At 67.3% G+C, this 24,427-nt stretch carries 14 protein-coding genes; 10 read left to right on the top strand and 4 right to left on the bottom strand.

From position 1 onward, the window contains the following. Window positions 1-58 precede the first annotated feature (58 nt). From VLF18_RS00330 to VLF18_RS00305, 6 genes are all read left to right on the top strand, one after another. On the top strand, window positions 59-700 hold the full coding sequence (locus VLF18_RS00330; protein ID WP_325277617.1) for a DUF2238 domain-containing protein: 642 nt from the start codon (window positions 59-61) through the stop codon (window positions 698-700). A 484-nt stretch (window positions 701-1,184) separates the two neighbouring features. Beyond that, window positions 1,185-1,643 carry a hypothetical protein gene (locus VLF18_RS00325; RefSeq protein WP_325277616.1) on the top strand — a complete coding sequence of 153 codons (459 nt, stop codon included), beginning with the start codon at window positions 1,185-1,187 and terminating at the stop codon, window positions 1,641-1,643. Continuing rightward, a complete protein-coding gene (locus tag VLF18_RS00320) occupies window positions 1,640-6,532 on the top strand; it encodes a beta strand repeat-containing protein (RefSeq protein ID WP_325277615.1) in 4,893 nt (1,630 codons plus the stop codon). The genes VLF18_RS00325 and VLF18_RS00320 overlap by 4 nt, the downstream gene beginning before the upstream one ends. A 284-nt stretch (window positions 6,533-6,816) precedes the next feature. Next, on the top strand, window positions 6,817-8,124 hold the full coding sequence (locus VLF18_RS00315; RefSeq protein ID WP_325277614.1) for a hypothetical protein: 1,308 nt from the start codon (window positions 6,817-6,819) through the stop codon (window positions 8,122-8,124). A 186-nt stretch (window positions 8,125-8,310) separates the two neighbouring features. Next, window positions 8,311-9,513 (top strand): low temperature requirement protein A, encoded by a 1,203-nt coding sequence (locus VLF18_RS00310; RefSeq protein WP_325277613.1) that lies wholly within the window; start codon window positions 8,311-8,313, stop codon window positions 9,511-9,513. 113 nt (window positions 9,514-9,626) lie between these two features. Beyond that, window positions 9,627-10,442: an AraC family transcriptional regulator gene (locus VLF18_RS00305; protein WP_325277612.1), complete on the top strand. Its 816-nt coding sequence runs from the start codon at window positions 9,627-9,629 to the stop codon at window positions 10,440-10,442. Window positions 10,443-10,449: 7 nt separating this feature from the next. Here VLF18_RS00305 and VLF18_RS00300 read toward each other — a convergent pair whose 3' ends face one another. From VLF18_RS00300 to VLF18_RS00285, 4 genes are all read right to left on the bottom strand, one after another. Continuing rightward, window positions 10,450-11,037 carry a LysE family translocator gene (locus tag VLF18_RS00300; protein WP_325277611.1) on the bottom strand — a complete coding sequence of 196 codons (588 nt, stop codon included), beginning with the start codon at window positions 11,035-11,037 and terminating at the stop codon, window positions 10,450-10,452. A gap of 143 nt (window positions 11,038-11,180) precedes the next feature. Continuing rightward, entirely contained in the window at window positions 11,181-14,315 is a 3,135-nt protein-coding gene (locus VLF18_RS00295; protein ID WP_325277610.1) for a multidrug efflux RND transporter permease subunit, read from the bottom strand. Between the two features lie 12 nt (window positions 14,316-14,327). After that, the gene (locus VLF18_RS00290; RefSeq protein WP_325277609.1) at window positions 14,328-15,509 is read right to left on the bottom strand and encodes an efflux RND transporter periplasmic adaptor subunit; all 1,182 of its coding nucleotides are present in this window, start codon (window positions 15,507-15,509) and stop codon (window positions 14,328-14,330) included. Beyond that, window positions 15,506-16,150: a TetR/AcrR family transcriptional regulator gene (locus VLF18_RS00285; RefSeq protein WP_325277608.1), complete on the bottom strand. Its 645-nt coding sequence runs from the start codon at window positions 16,148-16,150 to the stop codon at window positions 15,506-15,508. The genes VLF18_RS00290 and VLF18_RS00285 overlap by 4 nt, the downstream gene beginning before the upstream one ends. A 309-nt stretch (window positions 16,151-16,459) precedes the next feature. Between VLF18_RS00285 and VLF18_RS00280 the strand changes: the two genes are divergently transcribed. The 4 genes from VLF18_RS00280 to VLF18_RS00265 form a co-directional block, all read left to right on the top strand. Further along, the gene (locus VLF18_RS00280; RefSeq protein WP_325277607.1) at window positions 16,460-21,403 is read left to right on the top strand and encodes an NAD-glutamate dehydrogenase; all 4,944 of its coding nucleotides are present in this window, start codon (window positions 16,460-16,462) and stop codon (window positions 21,401-21,403) included. A 163-nt stretch (window positions 21,404-21,566) separates the two neighbouring features. Beyond that, window positions 21,567-22,331, top strand: coding sequence for an NAD kinase (locus tag VLF18_RS00275; RefSeq protein WP_325277606.1), 765 nt, complete (start codon window positions 21,567-21,569; stop codon window positions 22,329-22,331). Between the two features lie 269 nt (window positions 22,332-22,600). Next, window positions 22,601-24,118 (top strand): S8 family serine peptidase, encoded by a 1,518-nt coding sequence (locus tag VLF18_RS00270; protein ID WP_325277605.1) that lies wholly within the window; start codon window positions 22,601-22,603, stop codon window positions 24,116-24,118. A gap of 99 nt (window positions 24,119-24,217) precedes the next feature. After that, a partial coding sequence (locus VLF18_RS00265; protein ID WP_325277604.1) for a 5'-nucleotidase occupies window positions 24,218-24,427 on the top strand: 210 nt, incomplete at its 3' end.

The raw sequence follows: 24,427 nt of genomic DNA, 5'->3' as shown, positions 1-24,427 counted from the left end.
ACGCGTTTCCTGCTCCTCTGCACGCCTTTTCTCCGGTCAACAGGAGTCATCGACCTTCATGAAGACCGCGCCTGCCGTGCCTGCCACCGGTCTTCCGCATCGCGAAGCCTTGTTCCTCATCGGCGCCGTCGGCGCGGTCCTCGTCTGGTCCGGCATAGCCCCGCACGACCGCCTGACCTGGTTCATGGAAATCATCTGGGTGCTCGCGGCGATTCCGCTGCTGATCGCGACGCGCGCGCGCTTTCCGCTGACGCGCCTGCTGTACTGGCTGATCGCAATCCATTGCGTGATCCTGATCTACGGCGGCAAGTACACCTATGCGCTGACGCCGCTCGGCGATCTGTGGCGCGACTGGTTCGACCTGACGCGCAACAACTACGACCGGCTCGGTCACTTCGCGCAGGGCTTCATCCCGGCCATCCTGGCACGCGAACTGCTGCTGCGCCGCACGCCGCTCGTGCGCGGCGGCTGGCTGTTCTATCTGGTCTGCGCAGCGTGCCTGAGCTTCAGCGCGTTCTTCGAATTCATCGAATGGTGGGCTGCGGTGATCATGGGCGGCGCGGCCGACGCCTACCTCGCGACGCAAGGCGATATCTGGGACACGCAATGGGACATGTTCTGCGCACTGCTCGGCGCGATCGCGGCGCAGGTGCTGCTGATGCGTATGCATGACCGGCAGCTTGGCAGCGCCGGAGCGTAGTCGAGATCGGTACCGGCTAGCCCCACATCGAAGTCGGGCCCGCTTCTGCGCGGCAGCGGCGGCGCAACGGGCGCCGGCACGGCGTGAGCCTCGGGCCGACCGGTGCCGGGCTCACCACGCCCCCCGGTGCGCCGCGCGGGCGCGCCGGTTTCGCGCGGCGGCCGGGTCGGCGCCACGGCGATCGGCATCATTCCTGCTTTGCGCTAGGGTCCTTTACGTAAACAGCTGTCGATGATTCCCGTGTCTTTCGGCGCGATACGTCGCTGCACCGCGTTGCCGTAGCGCCGCTACGGCGCCTCGGCGCGCCAGGTCCCGCGCGGAATCCATCCGGAATTCGTCGACGTGTTTGCGGAACGGGGCACCAGGGTGGTTGATCGCCGTTTGTAAAAAGTGTCCGTGCCGCGCGCGTCGATGACAGGTATGTCCGGCGCGGGCGCCAGACTGGCCCGGCCGCCCGATGCGGCCGCTTTCAGGGGGAAAGCTCATGCTGTCGTTGCGTACTGCCGTTCTTGCGGCCGTATCGGCTGTTGTCGTGTCCGCGGCCTTTGCCGCACCGCCGCCGGCATCGCCGGCATCCAAGCGCGAGCTGCGCGCCGCCACGGTCGACGAATTGCCGCCCGAAGCCAAGGCAGCGCTCGCTGCGCCGCGCCGTCCGGCGACATCGACACCGGAGGCTGCGGCACAGCAGGCGCATATCGACCCGCGTACCGGTACGCTGATCGAAGCGCCGCCGGACGCCGTCGCCGCAGCTTCCGGCGCTGGCGAAGCCGCGCCGCAGGTCGACATGAGCCTGCAGCGTTTCCCGAACGGGTTTCTCTACATCGATACCAGCGGCTACCAGCACAGCGCGATCGCGACGATCGGCGCCGACGGCAGCGTGCACCTGCAGTGCGAAGAGCCCGGACACGGTCACGACGCGCCCGCCGAGGAGCCGCAGCCATGAGCCGGCTGCACCGTGCGGCGCTCGCGCTGATGTTCGGTTTCTCCGCTGCGGCCGCCGACGCCGCGACGTTCCAGCTCGTGACCACGCCCGGCGGCGGTTTTGACGATGCGACGCCGGCGACGCCCGAAGGCGGCAACACCGGCATGACGCTGGGCCAGCAGCGCACGATCCTGTTCCAGACCGCCGTGAACACCTGGGGCAGTGCGCTCGCGAGCAATCGCGTCATCAAGGTCAACGCGAGTTTCGCGACGCTCTCCTGCAGCGCTTCCAGCGGCACGCTGGGCTCGGCCGGCGCGGCGACGAACATCGTGCTGTCCGACAGCGGACGCCAGCGCTATTTCCCGGTCGCGCTCGCCGAGGCGCTGCTCGATCAGGAACTCAACGGCGCCGGCAACGAAATCAACACGACGTTCAACGCGCGCATCGATCTCAACGACACGGGCTGCCTCGGCACCACGCGCTTCTACTACGGCCTGACCGGTCCGGCGCCGGCCGGCACGATCGCGCTGTATCCGGTCGTGCTGCACGAACTCGGTCACGGTCTTGGCTTCGCCGCGCTGATCTGCCGCACGCCGGCCGGCTGCACCAGTCCGACCACGCCCTACGGCGGCTATTTCAACGGCATTGCCGACATCTGGTCGGACTTCCTGCGCGACAACGACATCGACGGCAGCGGCACGAACAAGCGCTGGTCGGCGATGACGAACGCCGAACGCGTCATCTCGTTCACGCACGATCCGCTGCTGGTCTGGGACGGCATGTCGGTCACGACGAACCTCGGCTCGCAGGTCGCGGTCGCGCGCAACGAAGGCCGCATGCGCATGTATGCGCCGAATCCTCTCGTCGGCGGCTCCAGTATTTCCCATTTCCACTCGGACGCATCGCCGAATCTGCTGATGGAACCCTCGGCCAACGCCGACGTGTTCAACCAGACCGATCTCGCCGACTGCCTGCTCGCCGATGTCGGCTGGGAGAACAGCCGCTGCAGCTGGATCTACAACAATGCGCCGACCCTCGACGCGATCGCCGATCCCGCCGCGATCGCCGAAGACGGTCCGCTGCAGAACCTCGGGCTGAGCGGCATCAGCGACGGCGATGCGATCGACCAGGCGCTGACGGTCACGGCCGCGTCGAGCAACCCGGCGCTGATCCCCCATCCCAGCGTCAGTCATAGCGCCGGCGCGACGACCGGCTCGCTGAGCTACACGCCCGCGGCGAACCAGTCGGGCAGCGCGGTCATCACCGTCACCGTGCGCGACGACGGCGGCGTGGTGTTCGGCACCGTCGACACGACGACGCGCACGTTCACCGTGAACGTCACGGCGGTCAACGACGCGCCTGCCGCGACGAATCTGTCCGTGGCCGAAAGCTATACCGAAGACACCGCGCTGAACCTCGTCGACATCGTTGCGAGCGATATGGACTCCGCGAACGTGACGGCGACGCTGACCTTGTCGAGCGCCGCTGCGGGTTCGCTGACGACGGCGACCGCGGGGGCGGTGACCTCGACGTTCAACGCGGGCACGGGTCTGTGGAGCGCGAGCGGCGCGATCGCCGACGTGAACACGCTGCTGGCCGGCGTGAGTTTCGTGCCGGCGGCGAACTCCACGCAGAATTTCACGATCGCCACGTCCGTCGGCGACGGCGTGGCGCCGGCGCTGACCGGTTCCAAGGCAATGACGGGGGTTGTGACCAACGACGCGCCGACGGCGACCAATCTGTCCACGCCGGAAACGTATACCGAAGACACGACGCTGAATCTCGCCGACATCGTCGTCGGCGACGTCGACACGGCGAATGTCAGCGTCACGCTGACCCTGTCGCCGGCGGCGCTCGGTGCGCTGACGACGGCGACTTCGGGCGCGGTCACGTCGACTTATAACGCGGGCACGGGCGTCTGGAGCGCCGGCGGCGCGATCGCGAACGTGAACACGTTGCTCGCGGGCGTGAGCTTCGTGCCGGCGGCCAATGGCAGTGCGAACGGCAGCATCGCGACCTCGGTCGGCGACGGCGTCGCACCGCCGGTGACCGGCAGCAAGACGCTGACGGGCAGCGCGGTCAACGATGCGCCGACAGCGACGAACCTGTCGGCGGCCGAGACGTATACCGAGGACACCGCGCTGAACCTGACCGACATCGTCGCGAGCGACATCGATTCGGCGACTGTGACGGCGACGCTGACGCTGTCGAACGCGTCGGCCGGCGCATTGAACACGGCGACCTCGGGCAGCGTCACGTCGACCTACGCGGCGGGCACCGGCATCTGGAACGCGAGCGGTCCGATCGCCAACGTGAACACGCTGCTTGCGGGCCTGACCTTCACGCCCGCGGCGAACTTCGCGCAAAACTTCGCGATCGCGACATCGGTCGGCGACGGTGTCGCCACGCCGGTGACCGGCTCAAAGACGATGACGGGAACGGCGGTCAACGATGCGCCGGGCGCAACGAATCTGTCCGCGGCGGAAAGCTACACCGAAGACACGACGCTGAATCTTGCCGACATCGTCGTCAGCGATGTCGACACCGCGAACGTGACCGTCACGCTGACGCTGTCGCCGGCCTCGCTCGGTGCGCTGACGACGGCGACCTCGGGCGCGGTCACGTCGACCTACACCGCCGGCACCGGCGTCTGGTCGGCGAGCGGCGCGATTGCGAACGTCAACACCTTGCTCGCCGGCGTGAGTTTCGTGCCCACGGCGAATGGCAGTGCGAACGGCAGCATCGCGACCTCGGTCGGCGACGGCGCCGCAGCGCCGGTGACCGGCTCGAAGACCGTGACCGGCACGGCCGTGAACGATGCGCCGAGCGCGACCAATCTGTCCGCCGCCGAGAGCTATACCGAGGACACGTCGCTGAACCTCATCGACATCGTCGCGAGCGATGTCGACTCGGCGACCGTCACGGCAACGCTGACGCTGTCGAACACGTCGGCCGGCACGCTGACGACGGCGACCTCCGGCGCAGTCACCTCGACCTTCACGGCCGGCACGGGCGTCTGGAGTGCGAGCGGTGCGATCGCGAACGTGAACACCCTGCTCGCGGGCGTGAGCTTCGTGCCGGCGGCGAACTTCGCGCAGACCTTCTCGCTCGCGACGTCGCTCAGCGACGGCGCGGCACCGCCGGCAACCGGCAGCAAGACATTCACGGCGACGGCAGTGAACGATGCGCCGTCGGCGACCAACACGTCCGCGGCCGAAACCTACATCGAAGACACGGCGTTGAATCTCGTCGACATCGTCGTCGGCGACGTCGACACCGCGAATCTCACGGTCACGCTGACGCTGTCGCCGGCTTCGCTCGGCGCATTGACGACGGCGACCGCGGGCGCGGTCACGTCGACCTATACCGCCGGCACGGGGGTGTGGAGTGCGAGCGGCGCAATCGCCGACGTGAACGCCTTGCTCGCCGGCGTGAGCTTCGTGCCGGCGGCCAACGGCAACGCGAACGGCAGCATTGCCGTGTCGGTCGGCGACGGCGTCGCGACGCCGGTCACCGGTAGCAAGACGCTGACGGGCACGCCGGTCAACGACGCCGCGTCGGCGACGAATCTGTCGGCGGCGGAAACGTATACCGAGGACACGGCGCTGAATCTCGTCGACATCGTCGTCGCCGATGTCGACACCGCGAACGTGACCGTCACGCTGACGCTGTCGCCGGCCTCGCTCGGCGCGCTGACGACGGCCACCGCGGGTGCGGTCACATCGACCTACAACGCCGGTACCGGCGTCTGGTCGGCCAGCGGTGCGATCGCGAACGTCAACACCTTGCTCGCCGGTGTGAGCGTCGTCCCCACGGCGAACGGCAGTGCGAACGGCAGCATCGCGACCTCGGTCAGTGACGGCGTCGCGCCGCCCGCCACCGGCAGCAAGACGCTGACGGGCATGCCGGCCAACGACGCGCCGGTCGTGAATGCACCGGCTGCGCTCACGTTGAACGAAGACGAGACGGCGACACTGACGACGCTCGGCGTCGGCGATGTCGACAACAGCACGCTGACGATCACGCTCGACGCGAGCCACGGCACGCTTACGCTGGTCACGACCTCGGGACTGTCGTTCACGCTGGGCGACGGCACCGACGACGACGCGATGGCGTTCAGCGGATCGCTCGTGAACATCGGCGCCGCGTTCGCGAGCGTGCAGCTCAAGCCGCAGGCCGACTACAACGGCAGCGCGCAGCTCGTGCTGACGGCGAACGACACGTCGGGTCCGGTGTCGGCGCAGACCCACGTGCAGATCGATGCGGTCGTCGACACGGCCGACGATGCGATCAGCGTCGACGAAGACGGCAGCACGGCGGTATTCAACGTGCTGACCGGCAGCGGCGGTGCCGCGATCGATTCGTTCGAAGGTCCGGCGACGCTCGTGCAGGTACAGCCCGCCGCCGTGAACGGCGTGCTGACGTTCCAGGCCAGCGGCTCGGTGTCGTACACGCCGAACGTGAATTTCAGCGGCGGCGAAACGTTCACGTACACGGTCTCGGCCGGCGGCACGAGCGAGACCGGTTCGCTGACCGTGACGACCGCCGCGATCAACGACGCGCCGACGCTGGCCGCGATTCCGAACCCGGCACCGATTCCGCCGAACGCCGGCCTGCAGACGATCGCGCTGTCGGGCATCGGCGCGGGACCGGGCGAGAATCAGGGGCTCACGGTCACGGCGGTGTCGAGCAATCCGGCTCTGGTGCCTTCAGTCACTGTGAACTACGCGAGTCCGGCGGCCACCGGCTCGCTGACGTTCACGACCGCGCACAATGCGATCGGCTCGGCGACGATCACGGTGACCGTCACCGACGACGGCGGTACGGCGAACGGCGGCATCAACACGGTGTCGCGCAGTTTCCTGGTGCAGGTCGGCCTCGATGTGATTTTCATCAATGGGTTTCAGTGAGCGCTGACTGCCGCAACCCTCTCTCCCAAGCTCGCTTTGGGGGAGAGGGTTGGAGGGGGAGAAGTCCCGGCCTGCGAAGCATGGCAGTCGTCGCGACAAACGTCAGCGCCGACGCGTAACTCGAATGGCATGCCTCGCTGGCGTTTCTCCCCCTCGCCCCAGCCCTCTCCCCCGACGGCGTCGGGGGAGAGGGAGCTTCAGGTCTTCGCGACAAACCGTCCCATTGGGGATTCATCCACTGCATTGCGTAACAAGCCCCCGAGTTCCCTGTACTCGGAGTCGCAATGTCGCATCGCCATCGAATTTCTCCGCGCACGTGCCTCGTCGCGAGCTTGCTCATCGTCGCGTTCGGCAGCGCACACGCCGCCGAACGCATCAGCGTCGCCACCGGCGGTGGCCAGGCCAACAGCCAGAGCCGCTTTCCCGCGATCTCGGCCAACGGCCGCTACGTGACGTTTCTCAGCGATGCGACCAACCTCGTTGCCGGCGACACGAACGCGGCCGCCGACGTGTTCGTGCGCGACCGCGTGCTCGGCACGACGACGCGCGTCAGCGTGAAGGCCGGCGGCGCGCAGAGCGAGGCCGGCAGTTTCGCCGCGACGATCTCGGGCGACGGCTCGCGCATCGTGTTCTCGTCGCACGGACAGCTCGTGCCGACGGCCGGATTCCTGAATTGCTATCTGCTCGACCGCACCGCCGGCACGCTGCAGATTCTCGATCTCAAGCCCAACGGCAGCGCCGGAACGTTCGGCTGCGACTACCCGTCGATCGACGTGGCCGGCACGCGCATCGCGTATGCGTCGCGCGACGCGCTGACGGTCAGCGACACGAACGGACGGCCCGACATTTTCGTGCGCGATCTCGTTGCCGGCACGCAGCGTCGCGTCAGCGGCGCACCGGGCGACACCAACGCGAACAACGGCGCCAGCGATCCGCGCCTCTCGGGCGACGGCAGCCGCGTGCTGTTCGCCTCGCTCGCGAGCAACCTCGTCGCGAGCGACACCAACGGCATCGTCGACATGTTCGTCGCCGCGACCGACAACAGCATCGCGCCGCAGCGCGTGAACGTCGGGCCCGGCGGCGTCCAGGCCAACGACACGACGGACTACCTCGGCGCGCTCAACGCGAACGGGAGCCTGCTCGCCTTCTCGAGCAACGCGACCTCGCTGCCCGACTGGGGCGAGTTCGCCGAGAGCACGCAGTACCTGCGCATACCGAGCAGCGATACGACGATCGCGCTGAGCATTCCCGAAGGGAATCTGCCGCGCGAAGGCTTCAACGGCGAGCCCGACTTCGACTACACCGGCCGCTGGCTCGTGTTCGCATCGACCGACCGGCTCTTCGCCGGCTCCGAACAGGGCGGCGTCTACGTCATCGATCTCGTGCGCGGACGCATCAGCCTCGTCAGCGCCGGCGGCAACACCGGCAACGTCCACCAGCCGCGCATCAGCGCCGACGGCACCGGCGTCGTCTGGTACTCGTTCTCGGCGACGCAGGTGCCCAACGACACGAACGGCACCTGGGACGTGTTCTACGCGGTCAATCCGCTGTGGGAGGAAATGCCGATATTTGCGGACGATTTCGAGGGGTGAGGCGCGGGCCGTGCAGCGGGACCCGGCAGCGTGGAATGCCAGTGGAGAGTGAAGAGGAACGAGAAACGAGTGAGGAACGGGGCTGTGCTTTCACTCGTTTCTCACTCCTCTTCACTCTTCACTGCCTATTGCGATCCGCCCACGCCAGACCGCACGCTACACGCATCGTGTATCGCGGAGCGCACCATGTCCCTCAGAGCCAGCCTGCTCCGCGAGCGTGCCGGGCACGGCCATGAGAAGGTCACGACGGTCGAGCTGTTCTTCGATCTCGTGTTCGTGTTTGCGGTCACGCAGCTGTCGCATTCGCTGCTCGAGGATTTCAGCCTGCTCGGCGGGTTCAAGACGCTGCTGCTGACGCTCGGCGTCTGGTGGGTCTGGATCTACACCTCGTGGGTCACGAACTGGCTCGATCCCGACAAGACGCCGACGCGGCTGCTGCTGCTCGTGCTGATGCTCGCCGGACTGATCCTGTCGGCGTCGATCCCCGAGGCATTCGAGCATCGCGCCGCGAGTTTCGCCTGCGCCTACGTGTTCATGCAGGTTGGACGCACGCTCTATTTTCTCTGGGCCGTGGCGGGACATCCGACCATGGTCGCGAACTTCCAGCGCATTCTCGTCTGGCTGCTGCTGTCGGCAGTGTTCTGGCTCGCCGGGGCATGGTTCGACGCCTGGCGTCTGCCGCTCTGGGTCGTGGCGCTCGCGGTCGAATTCATCTCGCCGTCGCTCGGCTTCTACGTACCGCGGCTCGGCCGTTCGCGCACGAGCGACTGGGACGTCGAGGGCGGCCATCTGTCGGAGCGCTGCGGGCTGTTCGTCATCATCGCGCTCGGCGAATCGATACTCGTGACCGGCGCGACGTTCGCGAAGCTGCAGTGGGATGCGGCGACGATCGCCGCGTTCGTCAGCGCGTTCGTCGGCAGTCTCGCGATGTGGTGGATCTATTTCGATGCGGCCGCCGACAGCGGCACGACGCAGATCGTCGAGAGCAAGGATCCGGGACGGCTCGCGCGCGTGACGTATACCTACATTCATCTGCTGATCGTCGCGGGCATCATCGTCTCCGCGGTCGGCGACGAGTTCCTGCTCGCGCATCCGCTCGGCCATGCCTCGACGCCGGCGACGGTCGCGGTGATCGGCGGCGCGGTGCTCTATCTCGTCGGCAACAGCCTGTTCAAATTCAGCATTTCGGGAAAATTACCGTATTCCCATGTGTCGGGCGCGGTCGGACTGGCGGCAGCAGCGGGGCTGTCGCCGTGGCTGCCGCCGCTCGCGCTCGGCGCGACGACGGCGGCGATCCTGCTGGGCGTGGCGGCCTGGGATGCGCACCGCAACCGGGGGTGGACGCCGGCGGAGGAGGAGGCGGAGGCGGAATCGTCGTCGGAGGCTTGAGCTTGGTGTCGGCGGCCGCATAGCCGTCTCCCAGGACGCGCAATGAAGCACGAAACCCATCCCCACCCATGCCCTCCCTTGAAGGAGAGGGTTTTTTCCGGCGGCTCTCAATGATGGCTCCGAGCACGACCCCGGCATTCTGGCGCGACGACGCACTGCCATTCATCGAAGCGCGCTACGTCGAGGACGGGCGCACGGTCTGTTACGAGCGGCATTTTCACGACACGTTCTCGATCGGGCAGATCACCGCCGGGCGCAGCACGTATCTCAACGGCAGGCTGCGCGAGACAGTCGGCGAAGGCGCCGTCGTGATCATGAACCCGGGGGACGTGCACGCCTGCAATCCGGTCGCGGACGAACGCTGGGCCTATCGCATGCTCTACGTCGATCGCGCCTGGCTCGCGGGCTTGCAGCACGATCTCGGGTTCGACGCGAACCACGACCTGCGCGCGTTCTCGACGGCCGTCACGAACGATGCGGCGTTGTTTGCCGCCTTCGCCGCGCTGAGCACGCTGCTGGCCGACGAATCCGTCGACACGCTGCGGAAGGAAACCGCAGCCGTTGCCTTCTTCGGCGAGGTGCAGCGGCGGCTCGATCCGGCGCCGTGCGTGCCGCGGCAGGATGACGACAAGGTGCGCGAGGCGGCGGAATTCATCAGCGACAACCGCACGCGGCGCATTACGCTCGAGGAACTGTGCAGGGCGACCGACCTGTCGGCGTCGTACCTGATTCGCGCGTTCAAGCGGCGCTACGGCCTGACGCCGCATGCCTATCTCGTGAATCGCCGCGTCGAATACGGCCAGGTGCAACTGCGTCGCGGCCGCGCGATCGCCGACGTCGCGCTCGACGCGGGCTTCGCCGACCAGGCGCACTTCCAGCGTGCATTCAAGCGCCTGCTCGCCGCAACGCCTCGCCAGTACCGCGCGTGACGCGCGGTCATCCGACGAGCAGATAGACGGCGCTCGCGACGAGCAGCGCGGCGAGTCCGCGATTGAGCCAGCGCATGCGCCGCGCGTCCTGCAGATAGTGGCGCAGGAACGCGCCCGCGTAGGCCCAGCAGGCGATCGACACATAGCAGATCACGAAGTAGATCGCGCCGAACTCGCCGACCTGCGCGACATCGCCGCCGGCCGCATAGGCGCCCATACCGGCGATCGCCGCAAGCCAGGCCTTCGGATTGAGCCACTGCATGGCCGCGCCGTAGAGCAGCGATGGGCGCTTCGACGCGCTGCCGTCGCCGAGCCGGCCGTCGTCGGTCGCGAGTTTCCAGGCCATGAACAGCAGGAAGGCGACGCCGGCCCATTGGATCGCTGTCACGAGCCAGGGCAGCCAGGTCGTGAGTTCGTGCAGCCCGAGACCGATCAGCACGAGCAGCACGGTGAAACCGACCGTCGCGCCGGTCACGTGCGCCATGCTCGCGCGCAGGCCGTGCTGCGCACCCGAACTCAGCGCGACGATGTTGACGGGGCCCGGGGAAATCGAGGCTGCGAGTGCGAATGCGGCCATGGAGAGAGTGGTGCTCATGCGGTCTTCCGGTCGTTGGGGGCGACCGGAAGGTAGGACGGGGCGCGCGGCGGTTATTGAATGAAATTGACCTGGGGGCAGAAACGAGTGAGGCAGAGCGGCAGCGCTGCCGCTTCACCACGCGTTTCTCACTCCTGCCCGTCTCACTCGTTCCTCGCCTCGTCCGTCCGATCCCCGAGCATGCGCCGGATCGCGACATAGAAGATCGGCACGAACAGCAGGCCGAGGAAGGTCGCGAAGACCATGCCGCCGATGACGCCGGTGCCGATGGCATGACGCGCGTTGGCGCCGGCGCCGCTGGAAACCGCGAGCGGCAGCACGCCGAGGATGAATGCGAACGAGGTCATCAGGATCGGCCGCATGCGCAGGCGGCCGGCTTCGATGACGGCTTCGCGCAGCGGCTTGCCGTGGCGCTGCGCCTCGACGGCGAACTCGATGATCAGGATCGCGTTCTTCGCGGCGAGGCCGATGATCGTGATCAGGCCGATCTTGAAGTACACGTCGTCGGGCAGGCCGCGCAGCAGCGAGAACGCGACGGCGCCGAGCACGCCGAGCGGCACGATCAGCATGACGGAGACCGGAATCGACCAGCTCTCGTAGAGCGCCGCGAGGCAGAGGAACACGACGAGGATCGACAGCGCGAACAGGAGCGGTGCCTGGTTGCCCGAAACGATTTCCTGCAGCGACTGGCCGGCCCAGTCGAAGCCGAACCCTGGCGGCAGGTCCTTCTCGATGATGTCCTGCATGGTCTTCATGGCTTCGCCGGAACTGCGGCCGGGCGACGGCGAGCCGACGATCTCGATCGCCGAATAACCGTTGAAGCGCACGAGCGCCGGCGGTCCCATGATCCATTTCGAACTGACGACGCTCGACAGCGGGATCATGTTCGGCGTGGTGTTGCCGGTCGCGTCCGTCGTGGTCTTCGAGCTCGGCAGGAAGAAGCGGTTGAAGGCTTCGGGGCTCATGCGGAATGGCGCGTCGGCCTGCAGCACCACGCGCAGCACGCGGCCCTGGTAGAAGAAGTCGTTCGCGTAGACGGGCGCCAGCATGAGCTGGATCGCGCTGAACACGTCGGTCACGGCGAGGCCCATCGACTGCGCCTGCACGCGGTCGATGTCGATCTTCAATTGCGGTGAATCCTGCAGTCCGTTCGGACGCACGCCCTGCAGCAGATCCTTCTTCTCGGCGGCCTTGCCGAGCACCGTGTTCTGCGCGGCGACGAGCGCTTCGTGTCCGCCGCCGGCGCGATCCTGCAGATACATGTCGAACCCGCCGAACGCGCCTAGGCCCTGGATCGTCGGCAGGTTGACGACGAAGGCCTGCGCGTCCTTGAGGCCGGCGAACAATGCGCCGTTGGCCTGCTGGATGAAGGTCATCGCGTTGGTCTTGCGTTCGTCCCAGGGTTTGAGCCGGATGAACGCCATGCCGACGTTGTCGGCCTGGCCGATGAAGCTGAAGCCGCTGACCTGCAGCACCGCTTCGACCGCGTCGTTCTTCGACAGGATGTCGCTGACCTGTTCCATGGCCTTGGTCGTGCGTTTCAGCGACGCGCCGGCCGGCAGCTGCACGATCGCGAGCGTGTAGCCCTGGTCCTCTTCGGGTACGAAGCTGCCCGGCATGCGGGTGAACAGCACGCCGCAGAGCACGACGACGACGCCGAACAGGATCATCCAGCGGCCCGGGCGCTTGATCGCGGTGGAGGTCTGCCGCGTATACGTGCCGAGCACGCGGTCGAAGGTGCGGTTGAACCAGCGGAAAAAGCGGTTGGGTTCCGGATGCGTGGGCTTGAGCAGAGTCGCGCAGAGCGCCGGCGTGAACGACAGCGCGAGCAGCGCCGAGAAGCCCATCGAGATCGCGATGGTCAGCGCGAACTGGCGATAGATCGCGCCGACGCTGCCGCCCTGCATCGCGCTCGGGATGAACACCGCGGCGAGCACGACCGTGATCGCGATGACCGCGCTCGTGATCTGGCCCATGGCCTTGCGCGTGGCTTCCTTGGGACTCAGGTGTTCCTCGCTCATGATGCGTTCGACGTTCTCGATCACGACGATCGCGTCGTCGACGACGATGCCGATCGCGAGCACCATCGCGAACAGCGAGAGCTGATTGATCGTGAAGCCGATGAAGTACATGCCGAGGAAGGTGCCGGCCAGCGCGACCGGGATCACGAGCGTCGGGATGATCGTCGCGCGCAGATTCTGCAGGAACACGAGCATGACGACGAACACGAGCACGACGGCGATCGCGAGCGTCTCGACGACTTCGAAGATCGACCGGCGCACGAAGGTCGTGCTGTCGTAGGGCGTGAACCACGACACGCCGGCCGGGAAACTCGGCTGCAGTTCGTCCATGCGCTTCTTGACCGCATCGGAAACCTGCAGCGCGTTCGCGCCGGGCAGCAGTTGCACGGCGAAGCCCGCGATCGCGTTCTTGCCGTAATAGGTCGTGCGGCCGTAGGAGAACGGGCCGAGTTCGACGCGGCCGATGTCCTTGATCCTGACCGTGGTGCCGTCGGCGGCAGTGCGCAGCACGATGTTCTCGAACTGCTCGGGCGTCGTGAAGCGGCCTTCGGCCATGACGCTCGCGGAGATGCCCTGTTCGTCGACGGTCGGCGTCGAGCCGATCGCGCCCGAGGCGAACTGCACGTTCTGACCGCGGATCGCCGCCAGCACGGCACCGGGCGCAAGGCCGTAGCCCTGCAGCTTGTCCGGATCGAGCCAGATGCGCATCGCGTATTCCGAACCGAACTGCGTGACGCTGCCGACGCCGGCGATGCGCTGGATCTGGTCGAGGATCCGCGAGGAGATGATGTTGTTGAGCGCGTAGGAGTCCTGCGAGCCGTCGTCGGACTTGAGCGCGGCGACCATCAGGAAGCCGGCGTTCGCTTTCGCGACGACCACGCCCTGCTGCGTGACTTCCGAGGGCAGGCGCGGCAGCGCGAGCGAGACGCGGTTCTGCGTCTGCACCTGCGCGATGTCGGGATCGGTGCCGCTCTGGAAGGTCAGCGTGATCGACGCGTTGCCGCTCGCGTTCGAGGTCGAGCTGAAATACAGCAGGTTGTCGATGCCGTTCAGCTGCTGCTCGATGACCTGGGTCACGGTCTTCTCGACCGTGTCGGCGCTGGCACCCGCATAGGTCGCGCTGACGACGACCTGCGGCGGCGCGATCTGCGGGTACGACTCGATGCCGAGTCGCATCGTCGTCAGCACGCCGCCGAGCGTGATCAGGATCGCGATCACCCAGGCGAAGATCGGCCGTTCGATGAAAAAGTGGGGCACGGTGCGTTCTCCTTACGCTTTCGGCGCGGGCGCCGGCGCGGCTTCCGGCGCCTTGCCGAGCTGTTCGACCGGCACGGCCTTGGCCGGCTTGTCCGGCTGCACTTTCTGCAGGCCCGACACGACGATCTGATCGCCGTCGGCGATGCCGCTCTTGACGACCCAGTCCGCACCGCGCAGCTCGCCGAGTTCGACGCGCTTGAGCTGCACCTTCGCATCGGCGCCGACGACGAGCACGTAGGCGCCCTTCGGATCGCGCTGGATCGCCTTCTGCGGCACGAGGAAGGCCTGTTCGAGTTCGCCCTGCACGACGCGCAGCTTCACGAACATGCCGGGCAGCAGCGTGCGTTCCGGATTCGGGAATGTCGCGCGCAGCGACATCGAGCCGGTGGTCGGATCGACTGCGAGGTCGGCGAAGCTCAGCGTGCCGTTGCGGCCGTAGGTGCTTCCGTCCGGAAGGAACAATTGCACTTCTGCCTGATCGGCCGCAGCGAGCTTGAGCTTGCCGTCGGCCTGGGCGCGGCGCAGGTCGGACACTTCGGCGGCGGACTGGCTGAAGTCGACGTAGATCGGATCGATCTGCTCGACGACGGTCAGCGGCGTGACTTCGCCCTGGCCGACCAGCGCGCCTTCGGTCACGAGCGCGCGGCCGGCGCGGCCGGCGATCGGCGCGGTCACCGCGGCATAGCCGAGACTCAGCCGCGCGGCGTCGACGTCGGCCTGGGCCTGGCGCACCGCGGCGGCGCTCGTGCGCTGCGCGGCGATCGCGTCGTCGAGATCCTGCTTGGCGATGACGCCGCGCGCGGCAAGGTCCTGGTAGCGCCTGGCCTTCGCGTCGGCATTCGCCGCGTTGGCGCGCGCCTGGCCGAGCGCGGCGTCGCGCGCGTTCAGCGCGGCCTTGAGCGGCGCGGGATCGATCTCGAACAGCGGTTCGCCGGCCTTGACGTCGCTGCCTTCGGTATACAGGCGGCGCTCGACGATGCCGGGCACGCGCGCGCGGACTTCGGCCGTGCGCGTGGCCGCGAGGCGGCCGACGAGATCGCGTGTCAGCGGCACCGCGCCGGCCTTGGCGAGGACCACGCCGACTTCCGGCGGCGGCGGCGCGGCACCCGCCTGCTGGCCGTTGTTCTTGCCGCAGGCGGCGAGCGCGAGCAGCAGGGCGAGGGGAAGGAGCAGGCGCAGCGGCTGCGGGCTCATGAGGACATCCTTGGAGAGATGGAAGAAAGGAGCGTGGCGTCGCGTTCGCGATGGGCGCGTAAAAACGCATCGACGACGCGATCGCACCAGGCCTCGCGTTCGGCCGGCGTATCGCGGCCCGGCAGGCCGAGGCGGCGGCGGTCGACATCGAAGCCGACCAGCATGCCGAGCAGCAGCTCGGCCAGCGCATCGGGTTCGTCGCGGCGCAGCTCGCCGCGTTCCATGGCGGCGGCGAGGCAGCCCGCGAGGCGCCGCTGGATCGACAGGGCGCCGGCATCGAACAGGGCGCGGGCCTCGTCGGGGAAGCGCGCGATGTCGGTGGTCAGCATGCGGATCGCCGTCACGGTGCGCGGCTGGGCGAGATGCTCGAGATGTGCCCGGGCGAAGCGCCGCAGCGCCGTATCGAGGTCGGCAGCGTCGGGATCGAGGCTTGCGCCGATCGGGCCGAGGAGTTCCGCGACGACGCTGCGGAACAATCCTTCCTTGCTGCCGAAATGGGCATAGACGGTCTGCTTGGAGCAGCCCGCCCGTTGCGCGACGGCGTCCATGCTGACGGCGTAGCCGAGTTCGAACATGAGTTCGATCGCGGCGTCGCGCATGCGCTGCTGGCGCTCGAACGTGGCGGCGGGAGAGACGGCCATGACTTTTGGACTGTACCGTCCAGTTCAGGAATTGGCGGAGCATAGTCGGCGCGGATACCTGCGTCGATGGCCTTTCGACCAAAGTCGTGCCCGAGCCGCCCTGACGACGAAAGCGGTTCCTGCGATTCGAGCGGGCAGTGGCACTGGCATTCGGCGGCTGCCGGGTACCGGCGCGAAGCCGTCCGCACGGCCTGCGGCGGACGGCGATGACCCCGCGTTAAACACCCGTTTTTAGGGGGATTTTCGGCTGGATTCATATGCCCTGGAGGCGTATCCTCCGCGGCCTCTTTCACAGTTTCAGGGAAGCCCATGTCCGCCAAGAGCGAGAATGCGCAGGCGCCGGCCGTCGAGGCCGTGCTGACGGAACTCACGAGCACGCTGAGCGCGGCGCGGCTCAAAGAGGCGCAGACGTTCACCGCCCACCTGCTGCATCGCGTCACGGCGGAAGACCTCGCGACGCGTCCCGCGACGCAATGGGCGGCGATGGCGCTGGACCTCCTCGAATTCGTCCGCGTGCGCAAGCCCGGCACCGCCTCGGTCCGCGTGTTCAACCCCTCGCTCGACGAACAAGGCTACGAATCCACTCATACCGTGCTGCAGGTCGTCACCGACGACTCGCCGTTCCTCGTCGACTCGGTCAGCATGGCCGTCAGCGCCGCCGGTCTGCTCGTGCATGCGACCGTGCATCCGGTCTACCAGATCGAGCGCGACGCCGGCGGCCACGTGCTCTCGCTGCTCGCGGAAGGCAAGGGCAGGACCGAATCGATCATGCACTTCGAGATCAGCCGCATCGCCGAAGCCGAAGAGCTCAAGCGGCTGCAGCAGGGCGTGACGCGTGCGCTGCACGACGTGCGCGCCGCGGTCGCCGACTGGCAGACGATGCGCGACAAGATGCTGCATCTCTCGCGCGAACTGCCGCAGCGCAAGCTGCCGGTCGACGCGGCCGGCATCGCCGAAGCGCAGGAGTTCCTGAACTTCGTCGCGAACGATCACTTCACCTTCCTCGGCTATCGCGAATACGCGGTCGACAAGGTCAACGGCGTCGACGTGCTCGTGACCGTGCCGAATTCCGGCCTGGGCATCCTGCGGCAGGACGAAGACGCGGCACCGCGTCCGCTCAACACGCTGGTCGCGCGCGAGCTGCCGCAGTCGGGCTCCACCGACGCGATCATCCTGACCAAGACCAATTCGCGCGCGACGGTGCACCGTCCGGGCTACATGGACTACATCAGCGTGCTCGGCTTCAACGACGCCGGCGTGCCGGTGACGGAGCAGCGCTTCCTCGGCCTGTTCACCTCGGGCGCCTACATGCGCCGTCCGCAGGACGTGCCGCTGGTGCGGCAGAAGGTCGAGTCGGTCATGGGCCGCTCGGGCCTCAAGCGCGAATCGCATTCGGGCAAGGCGCTGCGCCACATCCTCGAAACGCTGCCGCGCGACGAGCTGTTCCAGGCCACCGAGGAAGAACTGTTCACGACGGCGGTCGGCATCCTGCAGCTGCAGGAACGCACGCGCTCGCGCCTGTTCGTGCGCCGCGACAAGTACGGCCGCTTCTTCTCGTGCCTCGTGTTCATTCCGCGCGACCGTTTCGACAACGCGACGCGCGAGCGCATCGAGGCGATGCTCAAGCGCGCGCTGCACGGCGACCGCGTCGACTCGACCGTGCAGGTCGGCGAATCGGCGCTCGCGCGCCTGCATCTGATCATCCGGCCGAAGCCCGGCGAGCGCGCGCAGTACGACGTCGCCGAGATCGAAGCCAAGCTCGGCCAGATCGTGCGCAACTGGTCCGACGAACTGCGCGACGCGCTCGTGCAGAAGCACGGCGAGGACAAGGGCCTCAAGCTCGCGAACAAGTACGGCAAGGCGCTGCCGGCCAGCTACATCGAGGAAGTCACGCCGCATCTCGCCGTCGCCGACGTCGAGGCCGCGGCGGCGCTGAAGACGCCGGACGACATCCGCCTGTCGCTGTACCGCTCGCGCAAGAAGGGCGACGGCCTGCGCTTCAAGCTGTTCCGCTACGGCGCGCCGATCACGCTGTCCGATGCGCTGCCGATGCTCGAGAACATGGGCCTGAAGATCCTGTCGGAGCATCCGTACGAAATGGATCTCGGCGAGTCGACGATCTCGATCCAGGATTTCGACGTGCAGCCCGCCGCGGCCTGCGAATTCGACATCGATGAAGTCCGCGACGCGTTCCAGAACGCGTTCGAGCGCATCTGGCGAGGCCAGGCCGAGAACGACGGCTTCAACAAGCTGATCCTCGGCGCGCAGATGGACTGGCGTCAGGTCGCGATGCTGCGCGGCTACAGCAAGTATCTGCTGCAGACCGGCGTACCGTTCTCGCAGGCCTACATGGAAGCGACGCTCAACCAGTATCCGGCGATCGCCGGACTCCTCGTCGAGCTGTTCGAGGCGAAGTTCGATCCGGCGCGCGACGCGGCGAGCAAGACCTCGGTCGAACAGGCGCGCAAGCGCCTCGTCAAGGAACTCGATGCGCTCGTGCCCGACGACGTGCGCGCGAGCAATGCGCTCGCGTTCGAATCGCTGTATGCCGCGCGCAGCGAATCGCGCGACGCGCAGGCCGACGCGATCATCGGCGTGATCCGCGTGCTGCTCGACCGCGTCGCGAGCCTCGACGAAGACCGCATCCTGCGCAGCTTCATGGGCGTGATCCGCGCGACCCTGCGCACGAGCTTCTACCAGCTCGACGGCAACAAGCCGAAGGACTACATCAGCTTCAAGTTCGATCCGGCGCAGGTGCCCGACCTGCCCAAGCCCAAGCCCTATCGCGAGATCTTCGTCTATTCGCCGCGCGTCGAAGGCGTGCACCTGCGCTTCGGCCCGGTCGCGCGCGGCGGCCTGCGCTGGTCGGATCGCCGCGAGGACTTCCGCACGGAAGTCCTCGGTCTCGTCAAGGCGCAGATGGTCAAGAACACGGTCATCGTGCCGGTCGGTTCGAAGGGCGGCTTCTTCGTGAAGCGTCCGCCGGCCGGCGGCGACCGCGACGCGCAGCTCGCCGAAGGCATCGCGTGCTATCGCATGTTCATCAACGGGCTGCTCGACATCACCGACAACATCGTCGACGGCGAGATCGTGAATCCGCGCAACGTCGTGCGGCACGATGCGAACGACCCCTACCTCGTCGTCGCCGCGGACAAGGGCACGGCCACGTTCTCCGACATCGCCAATTCGATCTCGGCCGACCATGGCTTCTGGCTCGGCGATGCGTTCGCGTCGGGCGGCTCGGTCGGCTACGACCACAAGGGCATGGGCATCACGGCGAAGGGCGGCTGGGAATCGGTCAAGCGCCATTTCCGCGCGCTCGGCCGCGATTCGCAGAGCGAAGACTTCACCTGTGTCGGCATCGGCGACATGTCCGGCGACGTGTTCGGCAACGGCATGCTGCTGTCGCGGCACATCCGCCTGCTTGCCGCGTTCGATCATCGCCACATCTTCCTCGACCCGAACCCCGATGCGGCGATCTCGTTCAAGGAGCGCACGCGCATGTTCGCGCTGCCGCGCTCGTCGTGGGCCGACTACGACGCGGGCCTGATCTCCAGGGGCGGCGGCGTATTCCCGCGCAGCGCGAAGACGATTCCCGTCTCGCCGGAAATCCGCGCCGCACTCGGCATTGCCGAAGACGTCGACGCCATGTCGCCGAACGACCTGATGCGCGCGATTCTCAAGGCGCCCGTCGATCTGCTCTGGAACGGCGGCATCGGCACCTACGTCAAGGCGGAAAGCGAGACCAACGCCGACGCCGGCGACCGCGCGAACAACGCGATCCGCATCAACGGCAAGGAGCTGCGCTGCAAGCTCGTCGGCGAAGGCGGCAATCTCGGCATGACCCAGCGCGGACGCATCGAGGCATCGATGAACGGCGTGCTGATGAACACCGACTTCATCGACAACTCCGCCGGCGTCGACACGTCCGACCACGAGGTCAACATCAAGATCCTGCTCGGCGACGCGGTGCAGCGCGAAGAACTCACGCTGCAAGCGCGCAACGTGCTGCTCGCCGACATGACCGACGAGGTCGAACGCCTCGTGCTCATGGACAACTATCGCCAGAACCAGGCGATCAGCGTCATGGAGCGCATGTCGGTCAGCCGCCTCGGCGCGAAGCAGCACTTCGTGCGCACGCTGGAAGCGCAGGGCCTGCTCGATCGCCAGATCGAGTTCCTGCCGTCGGACGCCGAGTTCGCCGAGCGCAAGGCGCGCGGCGTGGGCCTGACCCGTCCGGAACTCTCGATCCTGCTGTCGTATTCGAAGATCGTGCTGTTCCAGCAGCTGCTCGACTCCGACGTGCCGGAAGACGCCTATCTGTCGCGCGAACTCAAGCGCTACTTCCCCGAGCCGCTGCAGGAAAAATACTCGGCGCACATGGAGCGCCACCGCCTGAAGCGCGAAATCATCGCGACTGCGGTGACGAACTCGATGATCAACCGCATGGGCGCGACCTTCGTGCTGCGCATGCAGGAAGACACGGGCCAGGCGCCGGCGCCGGTCGCGAAGGCCTACACGATCGCGCGCGAAGTCGTCGATGCGCGCGAACTCTGGGCCGGCATCGAAGCGCTCGACGGCAAGGTCAACGGCAACGCGCAGATCGACGCGCTGCTCGTGATCTGGCAGCTGCTGCGCAACATGACGCGCTGGCTGCTGAACCAGCCGGGCGAGTCGCTGGACATCGCCAAGGCCGTGTCGCGCTATCAGCCGGGCATGCTCAAGCTCAAGCAGTCGCTGGCCGAGGTGCTCTCGGCCAGCGAACGCGCGGCATTCGATGCGGCGCGCGAACGCTGGCTCGCACAGGGCTTCCCGGTCGAGCTCGCCGAGCAGCTCGCCGGCGTGCCGGCGCTCGTGTCCGGACTCGACATCATCGACACGGCGCAGGACAACGCCCTCGAAGTCGCGCAGGTCGCACAGGTGCATTTCGCGCTCGGCGAAGCGCTGCACCTGAAGTGGCTGATGTCGAAGGTCGAGGAACTGCCGGTCGAGACGCGCTGGCACGCGCACGCGCGCGGCTCGCTGCGCGACGAGCTGTACCAGCAGCACCGCGCGCTCGCCGCGCAGGTGCTCAAGGGCGGCAAGGGTGGCGGTGCCGAGCTCGTCGAACAGTGGCTCAATCGCGACGACGCGTCGCTGAAGTTCACGCTCGGCATGTTCGCCGACATGCGCAGCCAGGTCGTCACCGATTACCCGATCGTGTCGGTCGCCGTGCGCCGTCTCGCGCAGCTGGTGCAGGCGGGAGCGCGGTAAGGCAGCGAGTGAAACGTGAACGAGGAGTGGGAAACGAGTCGGAGCGGCAATTCGCTCGTTCTCACTCGTTTCTCGCTCCTTCACTGTTTTCCTCGGTCCGCCATGCGACAGCCAATCTCCGCGGGTTACACTCGGCCGCCGTCCCGCGAAGAGTCCGCCTGCGATGAGCCAGCGTCTCCATTTCGTCGCGAGCAAGACCGAAGAAGCGCAGGCCGCGCTGAATCTCCTGCGCGAGCGCTACGGCGATGCGGGGATTGACGCGGCCGACGTCGTCGTCGCGCTCGGCGGCGACGGGTTCATGCTGCAGACGCTGCACCGGCACACGACGCGCGGCCTGCCGGTCTACGGCATGAAGCTCGGCACGGTCGGGTTCCTCATGAACCAGTATCGCGTCGACGCGCTCGACGAACGTATCGCGCGCGCGCAGCCGACCGTGCTGCGTCCGCTGATGATGGAAGTGCAGACCGAATCCGGTTCCACCGTCACGGCGACCGCGTTCAACGAAGTGTCGCTGCTGCGCCAGACCAAGCAGGCCGCGCACGTGCGTGTGTCGCTCAATGGCGCGGTCAAGCTCGAGGAACTCGTCTGCGACGGCATCCTGCTGTCGACGCCGGCCGGATCGACCGCCTACAACCTGTCGGCGCACGGCCCGATCCTGCCGCTGGGCTCCAACGTGCTCGCGATGACGCCGATCAGTCCGTTCCGGCCGCGGCGCTGGCGCGGCGCGATCCTGCCGTCGGCGACCGAGGTGCGTTTCGAAGTCCTCGACCACTACAAGCGCCCGGTCAGCGCGACGGCCGATTCCTACGAAGTCCGCGACATCGTCGAGGTCGCCATCCGCGAATCGCGCGAGCGCGTGATGAATCTGCTGTTCGATCCGGAACACAACCTCGAGGATCGCATTCTCAACGAACAGTTCGAGGTCTGACGCATTCCGTGCTGGTGCGTTGCGACACTGCGCATCCGTTCGCAGATCCGTTCGCCTGAGCGCACGGCGCAACGATTTCGCATAGAACCGGCAACCGCCGCTTCGCTCGGTTGCGCGCGGTGCAACATCGTCATGCCTTCGCCGTGTTTGCGCCTGTTGCGCGTTCGGCGCTAAGGTCGACCGGTTGGGCGCGACCGTAAGCAGGGGAGGCAGACGCCGGGGTCGACGCGCCAGCGCACCGCGGCCTTATTCCTTGGGGAAATTTACCGATGCGTCAGATCAACCTGCGTTCGCTGTCCCTCCAGATCGCCTTCGCCCTGGCGGCTACCTGCACTGCCATGGCCGGCCAGGCGGCCGAAGTCGATGCGGTGCTCACGACCAAGGCCGCGCGAGGCGAGCCCGTCGATACGCTGATCGTGCTGCGCGCGAAAGCGCCGAAGGCGCTGCTGCGTACCGACGGCAACTATCTCGAACGCCGCCGCGCGCTCGTCGACATGCTGCGCGCGACGGCCGACGTCACGCAGGCCGACCTGCGCCGCTGGCTCGATGCCGAAGGCGTCAGCTACCAGCCGTTCTGGATCACGAACTCGATCCAGGCGCGACTCACGCCGGCGCAGCTCGCGGTGCTCGCCGCGCGCGACGATATCGAAGCGATCGGCTCGAACGCATCGATTGCGCTGAGCCTGCCGCAGCAGGAAGTCGCCGAAGCGCCGCGCGAGCCCAGCGCGATCGAATGGGGCGTCAACAAGATCAAGGCGCCGCAGGTCTGGGCGCTCGGCTACAACGGCGCCGGCGTCGTCATCGCGGGTCAGGACACCGGCATCCGCTGGACCCACGGCGCGATCAAGGCCAAGTACCGCGGCTGGAACTCGACGTCGCAGACGGCCGATCACAACTACAACTGGCACGACTCGATCCACTCGGCGAACGGCAGCTGCACCGCCGACACGCAGGCGCCCTGCGACGACAACGGCCACGGCTCGCACACGGTCGGCACGATGGTCGGCGACGACGGCGCCACGAACCAGGTCGGCGTCGCGCCCGGTGCGAAGTGGATCGGCTGCCGCAACATGAATGCGGGCGCCGGCACGCCGGCGACCTACAACGAATGCGCGCAGTGGTTCCTCGCGCCGACCGATCTCGCCGGCCAGAACCCGAATCCGGATCTTGCGCCCGACGTGATCGGCAACTCCTGGGGTTGCCCGCCGGACGAAGGCTGCACGCTGATCTCCGGTTCGGAAATCTCGGCGGCGATCGAGAACCTGATTGCCGGCGGCATCGTGTTCGTTGCCGCGGCCGGCAATGACGGCTCGGCCTGCAGCACGATCACGAACGCGCCGGGCTCGCTCGACAGCGTGCTGACGATCGGCTCGACGACCTCCGGCGACGCGATCTCCAGCTTCTCGGGTCGCGGTCCCGTCACGGCGGGAACCGGCACCGGCACGGTCAATAAGCCCGACATCGTCGCGCCGGGTTCGAGCGTGCGTTCGATCACGCGCTCGAGCGACACCGCGTACACGTCGATGAGCGGCACCAGCATGGCCACGCCGCATGTTGCCGGCGCGGTCGCCCTGCTGATGCAGGCCAATCCGAACCTCAAGGGCAATCCCGCTGCCGTTGCGTCGATCCTGCGCTCGACCGCGGTGCCGCTGACGAGCAGCACGCAGGTCTGCGGCGGCATTCCGGCGACGACGTTCCCGAATCCGGTGCAGGGCTACGGCCAGATCGACATGGTCGCGGCCGTCGCGCTTGCGACCGACGGCATTTTTGACGACACGTTCGAGTAAGCAGGAATGCGGGAGGAGGAGTGAGGAACGAGTAGCCGCAAGACTCTTTTCTCACTCCTCGGCGCTCTTTTCTTATCCACGCGCCGCTAAACTGCGGCAATGCCCACCGATCCGCCCGTCGCCACCGACAGCATCGACGATCGCCTCGTCGTCGCCATATCCTCGCGCGCGCTGTTCGATCTGAGCGAAAGCCATGCGCTGTTCGAGCGCGACGGCCTCGATGCCTATCGCGCGTATCAGATGCAGCGCGAAGACGATCTGCTCGCGCCCGGCATCGCCTTTCCGCTCGTGCAGAAGCTGCTGCGGCTG

It is taken from the genome of Tahibacter sp. (assembly GCF_035481375.1).
Taxonomy (GTDB): domain Bacteria; phylum Pseudomonadota; class Gammaproteobacteria; order Xanthomonadales; family Rhodanobacteraceae; genus Tahibacter.
This window is presented reverse-complemented; position numbering and strand designations above follow the sequence as displayed.